The organism is Psychrobacter sp. Arc29 (genome assembly GCF_041431175.1).
In the GTDB taxonomy this organism is placed as follows: domain Bacteria; phylum Pseudomonadota; class Gammaproteobacteria; order Pseudomonadales; family Moraxellaceae; genus Psychrobacter.
In genome coordinates, this window is sequence record NZ_JASMRR010000002.1 from 82,808 (window position 1) to 101,357 (window position 18,550).

Below are 18,550 nucleotides of genomic sequence, written 5' to 3' on the forward strand. Positions count from 1 at the left end.
ATCTCAAAATAACGACAAACAACTTGCCTCTATCTATTCGTTTCAAACACATAAAAAACCACCTACATCAGTAAGTGGCCTTGAATAAATCTAATAGAGTTTAACGTTTTAGGCACTGATACGATTACGCATCCATGTGCTTGATAATGGCTTTACCAAACTCAGAAGTACTGAGCAAGATAGCGTCTGGCATCAGACGCTCAAAGTCATAAGTGACCGTCTTATTGGCGATCGCGCCTTGGATACCACTGATGACGAGATCCGCCGCCTCACACCAACCCATATCACGCAGCATCATCTCCGCAGACAATATCAATGAGCCTGGGTTTACTTTATTCTGACCAGCATACTTAGGCGCAGTACCGTGCGTCGCTTCGTAGACAGCGATTGCGCCGCCTTTGTTAGCACCTGGGGCAATACCGATACCGCCTACTTCCGCCGCTAGCGCGTCAGAGATATAGTCACCGTTTAGGTTGAGTGTTGCCACTACGGAGTAATCTGCCGGACGCATCAGAATCTGCTGCAAGAACGCATCAGCGATCACATCTTTGATGATGATGTCATTACCCGTTTTAGGATTTTTCATCGTCATCCATGGACCACCATCTAATGGCTCAGCATCAAAACGCTCTGCTGCCAGCTCGTATCCCCAATCTTTAAACGCGCCTTCCGTAAATTTCATGATATTGCCTTTATGCACGAGGGTCACATTTGGCAAGTCATTATCGATAGCATGCTGAATGGCTTTACGTACTAGGCGCTGCGAGCCTTCTTTTGAGACAGGCTTGATACCGATGCCGCAGTCTTCAGGGAAGCGAATGCTGGTCACACCCATCTCCTCTCTTAAGAAATTGATGACTTTTTTGGCATCATCACTGCCCGCCTTCCACTCGATACCTGTGTAAATATCTTCTGTGTTTTCACGGAAGATCACCATATTGGTCAGCTCAGGATGCTGTACTGGGCTTGGCACGCCTTTAAACCAGCGTACTGGCCGCTGACAGACATACAAATCAAGATTTTGACGTACAGCCACATTCAACGAGCTAAAGCCACCACCCACTGGCGTGGTCAACGGTCCCTTGATACTGATGACGTAGTCTTTTAAAATCTCTAATGTCTCACTTGGTAAATATTCACCGTCATATATTTTGGCTGCTTTTTCGCCCAAGTAAGCTTCCATCCAGATGATTGATTTTTTACCGTGGTAGGCTTTATCGACCGCCGCATCGACCACTTTTATCATGACAGGCGTGATATCCACCCCAATACCGTCACCTTCAATGAACGGGATAATCGGATGATTGGGCACATTTAGCGACAAATCAGCATTCACGGTTACTTTTTCGCCGTCTCTTGGTACGATGACCTTATCATATGACATGGATAAAACTCCTTAGTGGTAAGTTATACGTCGCAAGCGAACTGAACACTTTGTTATGCTAGCTTTTCTATTATAATGGTCGCGCTCTAGACGCTTATTGGCTAAACAAAGTCTGATGTGTGAGACACTTACGGCATTGGATTGAACGATACTAAAAAACAGATTCAAATTAAAAACGTACGAATTGATGCAAATATAAACTAAAACTGTGTATAGAAACTGCTCATTATTAAATTCAGTGTTATTGGCTAAATTAATAAGAAATATAACATATACATTTTATATAGTATTAATAAAAATGCAGCATCTATAACACTATAATCTTTAAAAGGTTATAATATATTTTCTTAGCGATAGTAGTAAAATAAAGGGCTGAACAATCATTTTATCTTACAGATAATAGGTTTATTACTATCAAAAATATAAATACCCCTGCAAAAATATGGATTTAGAGTAGCAGTAAATTTGCGCGGTTGCTGTCCTACTTTTGTAGCAAAATACATCGCACAGCGTACGTCAAACACGATACCTCTTTTCTAATTTTTCAGTACTGACTTTGCTTGATCGAACATACGCCAAGACTGCTAATCACTCATTTACCTTCAGGAAATATCACTTTATGCCGACTTCTAGTCTCATCTTGTTCAATAAGCCTTATGGGGTGCAAAGTCAGTTCAGAGACGATAGCAACAATAGCCACGCCACTCTATCGCAGTACTTTACTGATAAGTCTTTGCGAGTTGCTGGTAGGCTTGATGCAACGTCCGAAGGGCTACTTATTTTGACCGATGATGGCCGAGTCAACAAAGCGATTACCCACCCGCCAAAAGCCAATGCTGGACGTAAGCAAGGTAAGACTTATTTGGTACAGGTTGAGGGCATTCCTACTGCTGAGCAAATCAATCAGCTCAAACGTGGCGTGACTCTCAAAGATGGCAAAACTCTGCCTGCTGAAGTCAAGCACGTGAGTGAGGATAAGCTACCCATGACGCTCTGGCAACGTCATCCGCCGATACGTGAGCGTAAAAGCGTACCGGACTCATGGTTGATGCTGACAATTTATGAAGGCAAAAACCGTCAAGTCAGACGCATGACCGCGCATGTTGGTCTGCCCTGTTTGCGTTTGATACGTTGGTCGGTGGCAGGGTTTGAATTGGGTGACATAGCAGTTGGCGAGTTTGTGCGCATTCACTTAACTAGTGAGCACTATCAGCAGTTGGGTATTAGCTATTAGTTTATTTGCTAAAAATGACGTTAAGCATCAAAAAAATATGAAGGAACTAATGAATATATATTATTGTTTTTGCAATTAAGTTTTTAGCGTTAAATCTCTTGCACAAGTACCAGTTCACTGACGAATTTACTATAGCCAGCAATGACCTATGCAACAGGTATATTATAGAGGAAAATGAAAATAGGAACTTTTTGTGGATAAAGAGATAGAGAAAAAAATATACCAAATTCGAAAAATTCTAGAAAATTTTGATAAGTCTGATTTTGACAATACAACTACCTTTTATCGTTCATCAGGCTTTCCTAAAGGTTGCTGTGGAGATGCTACCGATTTGATCGGTTTGTATTTGTTGAAATTTCATGGAATAGAAAGTGAATATGTATGTGGTGAAGGTCTTATTAACAACTCGTATCAGTCTCATGCATGGTTATTATGCCAAGGTTACATAATAGATATAACAGCAGACCAGTTCAATGATATTGGCTATAATCTGCCAAAGGTCTTAATTCAAGTTCAAAGTGACTTTCATGACAGTTTTGATACGAAAGCTCATAACCTTATTAGCGTCGAATACCTAAAAGACACAAATATTTCACCTGTATTATCAAAAGTTGTTTCATTAATGCAAGTATAATAATTTTCTTTTGTCAAACGGTATAACATACCATCTCTCTCACACTAGTTATCATCAAAATAAGCAAGTGGCTAAAGAAAACAAGAGGACTAGCGTCTAACACATTACACTGTTGCTTTGCACAGATCCTCCTACGATAAATAAGCGCTCGTTACGACTTTTTAAACATATCGTCTCGAATGGGTAAGGTTTATCTGTTAAGATTCAGCACGTCATTAGTTATGTAAAATAGACCTCATTTATTTATCATTTGGTCTTCTTATAGTAGGGATATATCATGATTGCTTCTCATCGTTTTGTTCTGTTGGCCACCAGCATGTCTGCTGCACTGCTATTAAGTGCGTGTCAGCCAGCAGCAGATAGTCAATCAGCGCCTGTAGAAGAAGCCACCCCGCCAATGACTGACATGACTCATGCTGAGCATGAGAATATGAGCCACGATACATCGGTAGATAGCGAAAACGTCACAGATGACGCTCAGATGACGGATATGCTCAAAGACTACACAAAGTCCATGACCAGTATGCATGATGAGATGATGATCGGTATGAGTTATAACGATCCTGATACCGCGTTTGCCAAAGGCATGCTTGGACATCATCGCGGCGCGATAGATATGGCAAAAATTCAGCTAAAATACGGTACAGATGACGCCATGCGCCAGCTTGCTCAAGATATCATTACGGCGCAGCAAGCTGAGATTGATATCCTAAACAAATGGCTTGCCAGCCATCCTGACGCAGCCAAACCTAAGCCCAATACCGCTGCTATGCAACAGGCCTACGCTAAGGGCATGGAAAGCATGCATGGCGAGATGACATTGGGTATTGCTGATCCTATGCCGGATATGGCATTTGCACGTGGCATGCTACCACACCATATTGGCGCCGTAGATATGGCAAAAATCGAGCTCGAATACGGTACTGATGAAGAAATGCGTCAACTGGCACAGCATATCATCGATACTCAGCAAGTAGAGATTGAGCTCATGCAAAACTGGATTGCCGCGCTTGAAGCGACGAGCGAGACTGAAAACGATAATGCTGAGGTTGTCGAGCCTAACGGCGAAACTACTGCAAACGAGAAGTCTGCTAGTGAAGACCCTGATGATAAAACCAAAGAGCAGTAACAATCAACTCAGTATAAAAATACAAAATAGACTATTTGTATGATTATTTTTTGCTAAATATTGATTGAGAACATTAAAAAACCTATCAACTATGATTTAGGGCGTGTCATCATTTAGATAGCGAGGCTTAAAATGAGATAAATAGTAGTTAAATGAGGAAAAAATTGCAGAGAATATAGGTATATTCACAAGATTTTTGACGATATTTGACAAGATTTAGCCATTTTAAGACCGCTAAATGATTGAATGGGTTAATTGATGACACGCCCTAAGCCCCTTGATAAACATGTTTGCTTATCAAGAGGTTTTACTTTTTTACCTGTACAACCCGCTGCCGCTATTCTGGCTGACGCTTCATGACATTAAGCCATGTCTCCCAACTTGCCTCTCCTTTCGTTTTATCACCATTGTCCTCTAGCGCTTTATCGCCTTTTACTATGTGTAGGCTGACTTTATGAGGGAATGCTTTTCCGATAACTTCCTCACTATCGGTACTATCTTGCTGTTGCAGCTCACTATGTTGCACTTGCACACACATCAACTCATCGCGACGAAACAAATGACACTCAACGGGATGCTCTGCATTACTCAGCGATGCTAGCTGCTTACTATCCGCTTTAATGCCATCAATCGCGATAATAACGTCATGGGCTGAGATACCTGCTTTGGCAGCAACACTACTGCGGTTCACGCGATTGATTTTGAGTCCAGCGGGTGTCTCATTGCAGCGCATACCCCATGGGACATGCTTATCAGCGGTTTCTTTAGTATTAACCTGCATTTTGACACCGTTTGCGAGCAGCAGCGCCTCAATCGGCAATTCCTCTACGCCGTTGACATAACGGCGTTCAAAATCTTCCCATTCCGCTATCGGCATAAACTGCCCAATCACGTCGCCCATATCCGCGCTATTGATGCCGATACGCTTGCTGTTATTTTTCTTTGCTTGGGTATAGAACGCTTTGACCACATCAAACAAGCGATAGCGATTATTGGTATTTTTTAACAATATCAAATCCAGACACAGCGCCACCAATGCGCCTTTATTGTAATAACTAATACCTGCATTACCGGTGTTTTCATCGCTGCGATACAATTTAATCCAAGCATCAAAACTCGACTCTGCGACACTTTGGTTATCACGTCCAGGCGTTTGATAATAGCGATTGATTTGTTCTGCTAGTAACCTGAGATAGTTTGACTTATCGATCACGCCTGAAGCTTGCAACATAAAATCATCGATATAAGAGGTAAATCCTTCAAATACCCAAAGCATCGGCGTGAACGCTTCACGGCGTAGATCAACATCGATCATGACATCAGGACGCACGGTTTTGACCCACCACGAGTGAAAATACTCATGACTACACAAGCCCAAAAACCGCTGATAATCAGTGCTTGGTATTTTTGGCTCATCAGCATTTGGTAAGTCACGGCGCGGGGTAATCAGACTAGTAGAATTGATATGCTCTAGCCCACCATAGTCCTGACCACTAGCAAACGTCATAAAGGTGTAATCGTTGAATGGCGCATCTCCCAGCCAGTCTAGATAGGTCTGGCAAATTTGAGTGACGTCTTGCTGTAGTCTACCCATGTTGGCGCTATGCTTGCCTGAGAGATAAAAACTGTGATGAAGTGTCTGATGCTGACTGTCATGAATAATAAAATCAAATTTATTCTGTGCTGCAATCTCAAAAGGATAATCAATCAACTCATGATAATTATCTGCCCGTAATTGATAACAGTGCCGTTTGTCTTCGCTCTGACCATCAACACATAGATGCGTAGATGCCAAACCACATGCCAACAGCACATTACTCTCATCTTTATCTATCAAAAACGACTCCGGAACAATCAAGCTGACTTGTCCTGGTTCTTGCTCTTGCCCATCGACCGCGAGTGCAAGTGAGGTGAAATTACCATATAGACGCTGCTGATCGACATACGCCGTACGTACCGATAGGTCGTAACAGTAGACTTCGTACTCTACTTTTACCGTCTGCCCTATCTGAACCGTTGGGAGTTGCCACGTATGTTTATCTATTTTTTGTGCGCGATACATCTCAAACTGACTGTCGTTATCTGTTATTTGGCGATCTGTTATTCGATAATGTACAGCAGTTATGTTACGAGCAAACTCGCGCATCAGATAACTGCCTGGTATCCATGCTGGTAGCCAGAGCTGAGGAGCATCAGCTGTTGCCGTAAAAGACAGTGACACATCAACCAAATGCTCAGAAAAACGGGCAAAATCGAATTGATAGCTGATATTAGCCATATTATTGATATTATCATTGCTGATTGAATCGTCGCTCGTTAGCTGGTTATTAGTATTATCGGCAAATGCATTCATAGTATCTCTCGTCCTTATTTTATTGTTATGTTAGGAGTCCTTCCCAAAAAACGCAACTCCCAAACCCTGAGTGGCCAGTAGTTATCGATTAACTATAGAAAATAACAGTTATTATTGTAAATTGTGGCATTAATTGGCATTTTTTATGTTTTTTGCCTTGAAACTTATATACGCCATCTCAATTAAAGATGCTAACTGCTAAAGTTACTTTAATAAACTGATGATAATTGACTAATACTGTGGCTATTTGGCTTGCTGATTGGCTTTTTTAGGTTTATTGCAACCGTATTTAATTTTTTACATAGATATATTTAGGATATTTTATGACTACTATCGCAAAAGACACTGCCGTCAAATTCAATTACACATTAAAAGACGACGAAGGCAATATCCTTGACCAGTCTCCAGAAGGTCAGCCACTTGCTTATCTACATGGTCACAGCAACATCATCCCAGGCCTAGAATCACAATTAGAAGGCAAATCTGCTGGCGAAAAAGTCAACGCAGTAGTTGAGCCTGCTGATGGCTATGGCGAGTATCAAGAGCAAGCGGTACAGCACGTACCACGCGAAAACTTCCAAGGCGTTGATGATATCCAGCCTGGTATGCAGTTCCAGTCAGAAGCTGGTGGCCAAGTTATGCTAGTTACTGTAACTGACGTAAACGACCAAGAAGTAACCGTTGATGCAAACCATCCATTGGCTGGTAAGCGTTTGACATTTGACGTTGAAATCCAAGAAGTACGTGCAGCAACTGAAGACGAACTAAACCACGGCCATGTACATGGCGCAGGTGGCGTTGAGCACTAATCTCTTCTAGAGTATAGTGAACAGCGATTGGATGATAAGTGATGATTTAACTTATCGTCCAATCAAAAAGGTCAGTGGCAATGTCTACTGGCCTTTTTTTATTGAATTTTTATAGTAAATCATAGGTTAGATCAATATAAAGAAGGTAATTTATAGATTACTTATAAATATCCAATAAAATATATTACCAACTTTCAGACATAACAAAGCCGCATAACGACAAGCGTCATGCGGCTTTTATTACCAACCATCCATGTTAGTGTTACGTGATACCTAATCCCGGGGTATCTCATAACTGACAGGCATCCAGCCTTATCATCCCTAATCAGCAAACCACTTATCCCTGATGCGACCTTTAAGATACCAATCCCTAGTATCAATGAACCGTTTCGTTCAATCGTGCCGTACAGTTATAGTCGCAGATTGACCTATGATTGGTAAGTGGTTCAAGCGTCAATCCATGTAAGCATATGCTTACATGGACATAGTGGGTACTTGAAAATCTATAGCTTTTCTTCAGGGCTGAGCAATTTTTCGGGTTCTGCACTCAGCATCAGATAAGCGGCTTCGTTAATAAACGCTTCATCTTCTGGCAACTCTGGGCGCTCAGCAGCTTTCATACGACTACGCTCTTCAAACTTTGCATCCATCGCGGCCTGATACGTGTTCCAATTAGAATAGGGACGTTCACCAGTAGCGATCAGACGTCTGTTTTCGGCTTCTAACGAACGCTTTTCAATCAGCTGCATTTTGGCTCGGCGGCTGTTAATATCTAAACGAACCGGTTTTTTCTCATCATCCATATTACGAATATCATTGAGCGTCGACAGGTAAGTAAACTGCGGGTTCTTCTCTTGGCGAATCTTAGACTGCTGATTGAGCGTCGCTAATGTATCGCTAGTGAACTTCCCTTCAGGCTTATAAGGCGCCGTTCTGATGGTATCCCAAGGCAAGGCTTTTTTCTGCGCGCGTTCGCCAAAGGTCGCATCATCATAGATATTGACCAATTCAACATCAGGTACTACGCCTTTATTCTGCGTACTACCACCCGTGATACGGTAAAACTTACGCTGAGTTAAGGTCGCAGAACCTAGCGCCAAGCTATCAAGTTGAATCTGCGCAGAGCCTTTACCTGTGGTCGTACTACCAACCACCAGTCCACGACCATAGTCTTGAATGGCCGCGGCAAAGATTTCGCTGGCTGAGGCCGATGCTAGGTTGGTAATAACCACCATTTTGCCATCATAAAGCTGCTCGCCACCATCGTCATCACGGTACACTTGAATATTGCCGCGATTATCACGAATTTGTACCAGTGGCCCGCTCTTGATAAAGAAACCTAGCATTTTGGCAACCTCATCCAACGAGCCACCAGGGTTATTACGTAAGTCGACAACCAGACCATCGATATTTTCTTTGTTCAATTCCTTTAATGCTTTTTCGGTATCGATACTGACACTACGGTAGTCCTCACCATTACGGCGCGCACGATAGTTCAGATAAAAGCTCGGTATCTCAAGTACGCCAATACGTTTTGGTGTTTTGTCGATATTAGGACGTTGTACCTCTACCACGCGCTGAGTCACGCCTGACTCTTCTTGCTGGATAATATCACGCACGACGGTGACCGTACGGGCACTGGCATCTGGCGTATTGGGTTGACGTAGCTTGAGCGTGACAGACGTACCGCGCTTACCGCGAATCAAGCTGACAATCTCACGCGTCGACCAGCCAACCACGTCCGTCATGGTTTCGCCATCTTTTGCGATACCAACGATCAAGTCATTGGGCTTGATTTGACCCGATTTGGCCGCTGGACCACCATCGACTAAGGTCACGATACGGGTATAATCTGGGTTTTTACGATCAGGACGGATAGAAACACCGATGCCTTCTAATTGTAGACTAGATTGAATCTGTAGTTCAGTTGCTTGAATCGGCGCATAGTAGTTACTGTGCGGATCATAGGTTAGCATCGCGGTATTTAGGATAGTCTCCATAATTTCATCATCTTTGAGACGCTTAAACTGCTCTTGCTGACGCGACAAACGATTTTGCAAAATCTCATTTGGCGTACGTTCATCGTTGCGTACCAAGTCTTGTCCACGAGTGATATCTGGATTGCTTAAAAATACTTTTTCTTTGGCTTTTTCGTCTTCTTGGCCCAGCGTGATACTCATCAGCTGAAACTTTAGCTGACGTTCCCAATAGTCACGCTGCTCTTTTTTGGTCTTGAAATGGCCGAGCTTTTCACGATCAAGAATGATGGTGTCATTACCAGTCAAATCAATATCTTTCTTGAGCATCTTGGTTGCCATGGCAAAGTATTCGTTTGAGCGTTTGCGATAACGATCAAAGACTTCTACCCCTGCCGATAGGTCGCCTTGCTTGAGGCGAGCGCCAAAATCATCGGCATGCTTTTTCTTCAGCTCATCGACATCAGATTGCAAAAACAAGGTATGATTTGGATCAAGACTATCAATATACATTGATAAGATTTCGCTACCGGTTTTACTATCTAATGGCTGATTAAGGTAATGACTGCGATCCAGCAAAGCGGCGACTTGGCGAGTAGTGACCTTTTGCTCAGGTGTCTGAACAAAACTTCCCGTATTGGTTTCTGCTACGGCAGTGCCGTAGCTTTGTGTCAGGATAATACCGGCGATGCCCACTGACGCTGCACTGAGTAACCACTGTGCTGGTTGTTTTTTCATCATATGTACCTAGTTATTTGAAGTTAGTGATATTATTTATGTTATAAAAATTAAAAACTGCTGAATGTGTTATTGGCCATGATTGTCATCTGTTTTGCTGAATATCTGTCTTGCTCTGCGTGAGCCTGCTCGTTACTATGAGCTTACAACGCTATAGCTTTATTATTCCGTCGCCTTTATATATAGATTCTGACGCTTATTATCGAATCCTGATATATAGTCAAAAATCAATATTATCATGTGCATAAATACTCAACTGTCTCAAACTGTATAAGCAATCTTACACGCAACGCCTGCACATACCAAACTTTCTATCACTTTTACCACACATAGCGACTTAAGGCTATTAGCATCAATTCGCCGACTATCCACAAATTGATTTGATACCAATAATCTGCCACATTAGGCTCAATTGATAATAACTGTCATAATAAAGTACATGAGTAATGACTGCTAAGCGATTGGACATCAATGATCGGTCAACCCCATAATATAACAATACACACAAAAATAAGGATGACGCAATGTACGGCGTTTTAATGATTGATATCGACAATACCGCACTGACCGCAGAAGACGTCAGCTTGATCAAACAAGCACAAATTGGCGGGGTCATACTGTTTGGACGTAACGTCGCCGATGCGGCCCAAGTACGCGCGTTGTGTGATGATATCCGGTATCACAATCAGGATATACTTATCGGTGTCGATCAAGAAGGCGGACGAGTCGCACGGCTGCGTGAAGGATTCACACCGCTACCTGCTATGGGTAGGCTTGGTGAATTATTCAATCACGATCCAAGCCGCGCGCTCAGCTGCGCATATGACTGCGGCTATCTGATGGCAGCCGAAGTACTGGCGGTAGGTATTGATTTGAGCTTTGCGCCCGTGCTGGATAGAGATGGTATCAGCCAAGTTATCGGTGACCGTAGCTTTCATCAGGAGCCACAAGCGATCGTTGCCCTAGCCACGCAGTTTATGCGCGGCATGAAAGCGGCTGGTATGGCCACCACTGGCAAGCATTTTCCTGGTCATGGCGCTATCGCTCCTGACTCTCATGTATCAGAGGCCATCGATACACGTAGTTTGGACGAGATCGTCAATAGCGACATGCAACCTTTTGCGCAAACGCTGTCACTGCTTGATGCTTTGATGCCAGCGCATGTGATTTTTTCGCAAGTAGATAACAAACCCGCAGGATTTTCTAAAATTTGGCTAAAAGACATTATTCGTGATCAGCTAGCGTTCAATGGTGTGCTTTTTTCTGATGATTTATCGATGGCAGGTGCAAAGGCCGCTGGCGATGTCAGCGCTCGCGTAAAAGCTGCTATTGAAGCTGGTTGCGACATTGCATTGGTGTGTAACGATCGCGTTGCCGCTCATGAAGCGGCGGCAGCAGCGCAAGAACTGCCCTATCCTAACCAGAAACGCATCAAAACCATGTGCGGCAATATACCAAAGTGGCAAGGTGATCTTGAGTCTACTTGCCAGCAGTTTGATTATTGGCAACAAGCAAAGAATAACGTCACTCAGACCTTTTTTAACGTTGAGTCTGATACACAAGTTGATGAACCTGCCAATGAATCAAAAGACCCTACTGATTATAAATAGTTTTGTATTCATATAAAAAATTTGGCAAATAAAAAACCGCATCATTAAGGTGCGGTTTTTTAGACTTAACTGCTGTTAAATTAGATACTTTTTAATTAATTCGTTGGATCTACTGCAGTACCTTGAGTCGCATCATCACCATCGGGCAACAAATCATCATTATTACTGTCTAGCGGATTCAAATCTGGGTCAAGCGAGTCGCTGTTGATGATCATGCCATCATTTGGATCGACCATTTTGTCATTGACCATAAACTCAATCCGGCGGTTACGGAAACGCCCCTGCTCAGTTGAGTTATCCGCGATAGGATCTGTCTCACCCATACCTTTTGTACTAAGTTTGCTCGCATCGACACCTTGAGCCACCAAATACTCTTTTACTGACTCAGCGCGCTCACGAGACAACTCCATGTTATAAGCATCCGATGCTTGGCTATCTGTATGACCGATAATCATCAGGTTCATGTCAGGCACTTCATTGATGATCTTTGCAGCACGATCAAGGATGGCTTTATTGACATCAGGGATGACGGCTTCATCCACTTGGAAGTTGATAACTTGAAGGCTCAGGGCACGCGCGACATCACGTGGGTCTGGATCGTCACCGAGATTGGTCATGGCAGCATCTGCAGCAGCCACACTCTCGTCAATCTCACCTTGCAGATCTAATGGACCTTCAGCTTCTACCATCATCGCAGGTGCAGCAGCTTGTAGATCAGTCACCAATTGGGCCAATGCCGCATCATCAGGTGCATTGACCGTGATGGTATCACCTTTGATCACCATGCTAGCATTCGGCACATTTTTGACGATCGGCAATATCGTAGTAAGCTGTGCAGCGGCTGGCATATCTATAGCAAAGTTATCATCGACATCAGCGCGGCACTTATTGGCTTCATCGCCGAATGCGCCAGTTAGTGCATTCATCACATTGGTCTGTAGCGTCTCGTTGCCTACGCTCATGCGGCAAGCGTATAGCTCACCATTTTCCCCAGTGGCGATACGGAGTGAGGCAGGCTCGATGTCAGTTGCTACTACTGCTTGCTCATTGCCTTGCTCGTCTTGCTGCGCGGTAGCCATCGGCGTAGCAACAGGCTCAGGGTTCTCTTGACAGCCTCTTAACAAGGCCCAAGCCAATGCACCCAAAATAATCAAACCGATAATCGGTAATAGGGCTTTCATAAAGCTGCCTTGCGGCTCTTCTTCTTTCTGTAGTGGTGCGGTACTGACCGTATCGGATATAGGTGCCGCAGCAGGAGTGGCCGCAATGGCACTCGCAGGTAAGACCGCTGCCGCCCATGCAGGGATATGATGCTGATAACTGTTGAGATTGTCATTGAGAAATTGCGGTACAGGGGTGGTCCCAGCCAAGCTTTTGATTTCATGAAAAGCCAGCGGCGCTGCCATAGCAATCAGACCACGAGAAGCTGTCTCATCGACACCATGTGCATTAGCGAGCTCACGAGAGATTTGGTCACGGTGAGCCCCTTCTGTCCATACACGATCATAAAAAGCACTATCATCACGAGCAATATTCTCATTAGCAAAACGGCTATAGGTATCATTATTCGCGAGGCGAGCAGCAAAAATTGCATAAAATTGCTCAAGTAGATTTTGCTTAGCAGGACTATGATCGTCTGCTAATACGGCTGGGCTGACTGTGCGTGTCAAATGACTGATAATATCCATAATACAACTCTCCCCTTAATTTTTATTTATATTGTTCGATTATTCAAAGCACAAAATCATCTAATAACGTGGCGGCTGTTTACTCTATCAAGTCAGATTTATCAGACCACTATGATTGGTTTTGGATATTATAGAATTGTTAAAGGTGTTTTCACAGTCGATACGTTGTTGTGCAAATGATACGTTAAGTAATGTTTCAGTTGGTACGCGTAACTATACACTCATAACCCAACAGGCATTTGAGTACCAGCTAATAAAATTTAATACTCAACTCCGCAAATCTGCTTCTTTGGTGAAGCAGCACCATTTTTGATGCTCAGATCTTAAATACGTAAGCTAAGACCTATTAAAATCAAAAAAGCGGTATGACAAATTCATACCGCTCCCTTGCTTAACTTTTGAACTATTTCTGAAAGTTCTGAAAGCACATTCAAAATAAGTCGATTTGAATGTACTTTATACGACTCACTACCTGACTTGTGCTGGTTCGGCAACAATGACACTGCTCGCCATGTCATCTACTTCTGACTCAGAAATAGGGCCTGAAGGCCTGCTCGTTCTATTACTAGAAGGTACGTTGCTAGGAATGTTATTTGGGACATTGGCAGGTACATTGTTGGAATTATTATTAAATCCATCGTTATTGTTAGGTAGTGGCGCGGGTATCACGCGATCACCTGTGTCATCATCAGCGGCTTGATATTCTCCAGTGCTATTGCTCATACCGTCATTACTGTATTGGTTATTAGCGCCTGTTCCATCGCCGAGTTGATTGTTTACGCCATTAGTGCCTGCCATACCATATGTCGTATCACCATTACTATTGTTAGGCAGTGGCAATGGCGCAGTACTATCGACTGCCATGGTTGGTGCTAAACTACGTACGTTTGTGACCAATTGTTGTAGTAGCATGTCATCCGGCGCCTCTACTGTCAGACGATCGTTTTGTAAATGTAGACGGGCAAACGGTGTCGATCTGAGCATGGTCAGGACATTGGGCAATATCTCCGCAGGCATATTTGCGATAGTGGTTGCTATTCCATCCTGCACGGTCAATTCACATATACTCGCCTGCTCACCAAAGCTCGTATTAAGTGCCTGTTGTAACGAGCTTTGTAGCGCTGCATCACCGACCGTCGCGTTACAAGTATAGAGGTTGCCACTATCATCTACGCCAACGATGAATTCGATGGGCGTCATCGTTGGTGCTGGTGGCGGTGCTGGAGTGACCACAGGCGCGACAGCAACAGGTTCTACTGGTATGTCACTTTTGGGTTTTATTAATAATGCCCAAGCAGCCAGTGCCATCGCAGCAAGCGCTACTATTAATAAAAACACCCGTACCAGTAGGTCGTTCCGCTGATTGCGAGTGCGCACTTGCTCTCGCTTGATGTTGCTATTTTCTGCCAAGTGATGAGCTGCTGGACTGGCATGGATAGCGTCATTACTGTCACCAAAATGCTCATCGTCATTTAATCCGTCAGTAGCGCTTATATTAGCGTTTTCCACATAAGCGGCTGTAGCGGCTGTAGCGGCTGTCGTTGCAGCGATTGCGCTGGTGCTTAGATCAGGCTCATTAAGTTTATTTGGTACGGTACCACTTGATGGCGCGATACCATTATCTGCGACAAATTTTGACGTTGATTCGTGTCCAACGCCTTGAGTGGCAGTGATAACAGACGCTGACCATATAGGTAAATATGGGCGCAGCGATGACTGCTCTCCTTGCAAGAATGCTGGCAAAAACTGTCCATTGGCCAAAACCTTGAGTTCTCGATAGGCTAGGGATGCTGCATTAATTAGCAATTGAGCAGTGATCGACTCATCAATATGATGCGCGGCTGACAGCTCTTGGATAATCGTTTTTTGTAGTATTTGGTCTTGCCATAGCTGCTCAAATAAAGGCCGCTCAGCAATACTGTCATTAGCCATCACCTGATCGTTACGAAGTAGTTGCGAGTAGACCTGTGGCACCGCTAAGCGCGTGGCTAAAATGGCATAAAACTGCTCAAGCAAGCTGATATAAGCCACGCTATCACTGCGATTATGCTCGCCCAATATAGCGGGGGTGACGGTCTGTTCTAATTGATCGATAATACTCATGGATCACTGCCTCTCTCGACTTTTTAAATCCGCAAAAATTAAGCACTTATTGTTCGTTGTATATACGGCTACTTGCCCTAAAACTGTCCAGCGTTTCTTAGCAGCATCGACGTCTATATAGCGGTTTCACTTATCTCACATGATACACTGCTACACTACTCACTATAAAAGCATAAAAATGCATCGTTTTGTCACATAATAGATATTTGTATCAGCATAACTGCTGTTAGTATTAACTAATTACGTTACGAGCAACTCGAAATTAGTATCAATATATTAATTAATGGTCATATTTGTTTTTACTCAGCCCTAACTCTTAGGCTTTGAACATTGTCATTTATCGCATTGCCATTTATTGCATTGTCACCTATCAGGCGCGGCCTAAGGATTTTCCTTTGTTAAACCATACGACCCTTATTATCATCATTACTGTTATTGTCAGCTTAGCGGCATGGCAAAACAAGAAATTGCTCAACCGTCTTATCTTTTATCCACCCGCCGTAAATAATGGGCAGTGGGATCGTTTTGTTACGCATGGTTTTATTCATGCCGACAGTATGCATCTGCTATTCAACATGTTTACGTTATACTTCTTTGGCCGAGCTATTGAAGGGCTATATCGTTCATTTTTGTTCGGCTATGGTTTTGTGGTTTTTTATGTGTTGGCTATTGTTGTTGCCATGGTTCCAAGCTATCTTAAAAATAAAAACAATGCCAGTTACTTAAGTCTTGGGGCATCGGGCGGTGTGTCAGCGGTCTTATTTGCCTTTATTTTGCTAGCACCGTGGGAGCGAATTTACTTATTTGCCATTATTCCCATTCCTGCGATACTGTTTGCCGTCGCTTACGTGTTTTATAGTATTTATGCGGACAAACGCGGTGGCTCAAATATCAATCATATGGCACATATGTGGGGCGGCGCATTTGGCGTCATTGCTACGATTATTTTAGAACCTAAAGTACTACCCCATTTTATAAATGCTTTATTGTCGCCTGGTTTTTAAACTATTTTCTCAAATAGAAATTCTTTTAATCAGGGCAATTAAGCAAATTGCTTACTTTTACGTTTGAGATTTAATAATTCATTATGATTATAGATATTATCGGTGATATTCATGGTTATGCAGACAAGCTCGTTGGTTTGTTAAACCAATTAGGCTACGAGCATAACGGTCAGTACTTTGTGCCACCGGCAGGTCACAGGGCATTATTCATTGGCGATTTGATTGACCGTGGGTCGCAGCAATTAGCCACATTAGAGATTGTCTTTGCGATGTTAGATGCGGACGTGGCCGATGCGGTGATGGGCAATCATGAATATAATGCCTTGGCTTATGCTACGCTCGATCCTGAGGATTCTAGCCAGTATCTGCGCTCACATAATGCGGTACATAAACGCCAGCATGAAGCATTCTTGGCGGAGATACCGTTCGGCTCAGAGCAGCACGAATACTGGTTGCAACGCTTATATGAGATACCTCTATGGATTGAGACAGATTATGCGTGTTTTGTGCATGCTTGTTGGGATATAGATAGCATGGCAGTACTAAAGCCACTGCTGACGGATAATAACTGCCTGACTCCTGAAGGTCTAATCGCAACCGCTAAAGAAGATACCATCGCCTTTGATGCTTTAGAACGAGTATTAAAAGGGGTTGAGACAGGGTTACCTGATGGCATCATCATGGTAGATAAAGAAGGCACTGAACGCAGACGAGTGCGGGTGCGTTGGTGGCTTGATGGGTTGAATCAGCGCACGCTTCGCGAGGTCGCTCGTGCACCGTCCTCCGCATTGGCTCAAATACCGCCTGATGCACTGGCTGAAAATATCGACTTTGCGCTACAAACACATAAACCTGTATTTGTCGGTCACTATTGGCTCACCGGTACACCTGAGCCACTCAGTCCGCAGGTCGTTTGTACTGACTATTCGGCAGCGGTAGATAGTGGCTACTTGACTTGCTATCAGCTTGATACCGAACATCCATTACCACTGACAGCTTCTCGCTTTGTGCAGTATTATCACGATAAAAAAGCAGAGATAAACCAGTGATATAAATGCTATTAACACCATATCATTATTAAAAGTCAAACTTGGCTTTACGAGTGTAGCAAAATTTTTGTATGATGGTCTTTTTGAGGATATCCAATCATGAGCACCACCAATACTGCGGCTAACCAGAACGGTCCAATCACCTCCCCTGCTGGTCAGCCAAAAGTCGGCATTATCATGGGTTCGCAATCTGATTGGGCGACCATGAGTGCTGCTGCGCAATTGCTTGCAGACTTTGATGTTGCCTTTGAGTGTGAAGTGGTTTCTGCCCACCGTACACCTGATAGACTATTTGATTACGCCAAAAGTGCAAAAGACAACGGTCTACAAGTGATTATCGCGGGTGCAGGCGGTGCTGCTCATCTACCTGGTATGTGTGCGAGCCAAACACCACTACCTGTATTTGGCGTCCCTGTAAAATCCTCTATGCTAAGCGGTTGGGACAGTCTGTTGTCTATCGTACAAATGCCGAAAGGGGTTGCCGTTGGGACATTGGCGATTGGTACCGCTGGCGCTTATAACGCTGCCCTACTTGCGATTCAAGTCTTGGCCTTGCATGATGAAACGATTGCTACTAAGCTGGATCAGATGCGTCAGACTCAAACCGAGACCATTCTTGCTAGCCCAACACCAGGCATTATCAATCCTTAAATAAATATAGAGTGACTAGCTTTTTTAGCATGGTCTTTTATATTGATAGCCTAAAAACAAAAGCTATCACTTTTTATTTTTATGTAAGTCATACTAGATATAAGGTGCCTATAGTGCACCTTTTCCTATTTTCGCCCATTGCGTTTTAAATTTTAATACAACACAGACCTCATTCACTTTTATTCAAA

General features: G+C 43.4%; 13 protein-coding genes. 8 read left to right on the top strand and 5 right to left on the bottom strand.

Translation table 11 applies throughout. The annotated features are described in order from the left end of the window. Nucleotides 1-124: 124 nt before the first annotated feature. On the bottom strand, nt 125-1,384 hold the full coding sequence (gene icd / locus QO189_RS03300) for an NADP-dependent isocitrate dehydrogenase (protein ID WP_238036322.1): 1,260 nt from the start codon (nt 1,382-1,384) through the stop codon (nt 125-127). 619 nt (nt 1,385-2,003) lie between these two features. Here icd and QO189_RS03305 point away from each other — a divergent pair. The 3 genes from QO189_RS03305 to QO189_RS03315 all read left to right on the top strand — a co-directional run bounded on the left by QO189_RS03305 (nt 2,004) and on the right by QO189_RS03315 (nt 4,381). Further along, a complete protein-coding gene (locus tag QO189_RS03305) occupies nt 2,004-2,618 on the top strand; it encodes a pseudouridine synthase (RefSeq protein WP_371531516.1) in 615 nt (204 codons plus the stop codon). A 193-nt stretch (nt 2,619-2,811) separates the two neighbouring features. Further along, complete coding sequence (locus tag QO189_RS03310) at nt 2,812-3,252, top strand: hypothetical protein (RefSeq protein ID WP_371531517.1); 441 nt, start codon at nt 2,812-2,814, stop codon at nt 3,250-3,252. A gap of 277 nt (nt 3,253-3,529) precedes the next feature. Then, nucleotides 3,530-4,381, top strand: coding sequence for a DUF305 domain-containing protein (locus QO189_RS03315; protein WP_371531518.1), 852 nt, complete (start codon nt 3,530-3,532; stop codon nt 4,379-4,381). A 337-nt stretch (nt 4,382-4,718) separates the two neighbouring features. Here QO189_RS03315 and QO189_RS03320 read toward each other — a convergent pair whose 3' ends face one another. Continuing rightward, on the bottom strand, nt 4,719-6,659 hold the full coding sequence (locus tag QO189_RS03320) for a M61 family metallopeptidase (protein ID WP_371531785.1): 1,941 nt from the start codon (nt 6,657-6,659) through the stop codon (nt 4,719-4,721). 398 nt (nt 6,660-7,057) lie between these two features. Between QO189_RS03320 and QO189_RS03325 the strand changes: the two genes are divergently transcribed. Next, nucleotides 7,058-7,543, top strand: coding sequence for a peptidylprolyl isomerase (locus QO189_RS03325; RefSeq protein WP_201598934.1), 486 nt, complete (start codon nt 7,058-7,060; stop codon nt 7,541-7,543). A gap of 503 nt (nt 7,544-8,046) precedes the next feature. Here the strand turns inward: QO189_RS03325 and QO189_RS03330 are convergent. Then, complete coding sequence (locus tag QO189_RS03330) at nt 8,047-10,257, bottom strand: carboxy terminal-processing peptidase (RefSeq protein WP_371531519.1); 2,211 nt, start codon at nt 10,255-10,257, stop codon at nt 8,047-8,049. A 524-nt stretch (nt 10,258-10,781) separates the two neighbouring features. On the opposite strand from QO189_RS03330, the gene nagZ reads away from it, so the two are divergent. Next, nucleotides 10,782-11,867 carry a beta-N-acetylhexosaminidase gene (gene nagZ / locus QO189_RS03335; protein WP_371531520.1) on the top strand — a complete coding sequence of 362 codons (1,086 nt, stop codon included), beginning with the start codon at nt 10,782-10,784 and terminating at the stop codon, nt 11,865-11,867. A 95-nt stretch (nt 11,868-11,962) separates the two neighbouring features. On the opposite strand, the gene QO189_RS03340 is transcribed toward nagZ, so the two are convergent. Both QO189_RS03340 and QO189_RS03345 read right to left on the bottom strand, forming a co-directional pair. Further along, a complete protein-coding gene (locus tag QO189_RS03340) occupies nt 11,963-13,555 on the bottom strand; it encodes an OmpA family protein (protein ID WP_371531521.1) in 1,593 nt (530 codons plus the stop codon). Nucleotides 13,556-14,023: 468 nt separating this feature from the next. Beyond that, nucleotides 14,024-15,658, bottom strand: a complete 1,635-nt coding sequence (locus QO189_RS03345; RefSeq protein WP_371531522.1) for a hypothetical protein — start codon at nt 15,656-15,658, stop codon at nt 14,024-14,026. A 395-nt stretch (nt 15,659-16,053) separates the two neighbouring features. Here QO189_RS03345 and QO189_RS03350 point away from each other — a divergent pair, with 395 nt between their 5' ends. The 3 genes from QO189_RS03350 to purE all read left to right on the top strand — a co-directional run bounded on the left by QO189_RS03350 (nt 16,054) and on the right by purE (nt 18,362). Then, on the top strand, nt 16,054-16,662 hold the full coding sequence (locus QO189_RS03350) for a rhomboid family intramembrane serine protease (protein ID WP_371531523.1): 609 nt from the start codon (nt 16,054-16,056) through the stop codon (nt 16,660-16,662). 83 nt (nt 16,663-16,745) lie between these two features. Next, a complete protein-coding gene (locus QO189_RS03355) occupies nt 16,746-17,711 on the top strand; it encodes a metallophosphoesterase (protein ID WP_371531524.1) in 966 nt (321 codons plus the stop codon). A 99-nt stretch (nt 17,712-17,810) separates the two neighbouring features. Next, nucleotides 17,811-18,362 (top strand): 5-(carboxyamino)imidazole ribonucleotide mutase, encoded by a 552-nt coding sequence (gene purE / locus QO189_RS03360; protein WP_201598961.1) that lies wholly within the window; start codon nt 17,811-17,813, stop codon nt 18,360-18,362. Nucleotides 18,363-18,550: the final 188 nt, after the last annotated feature.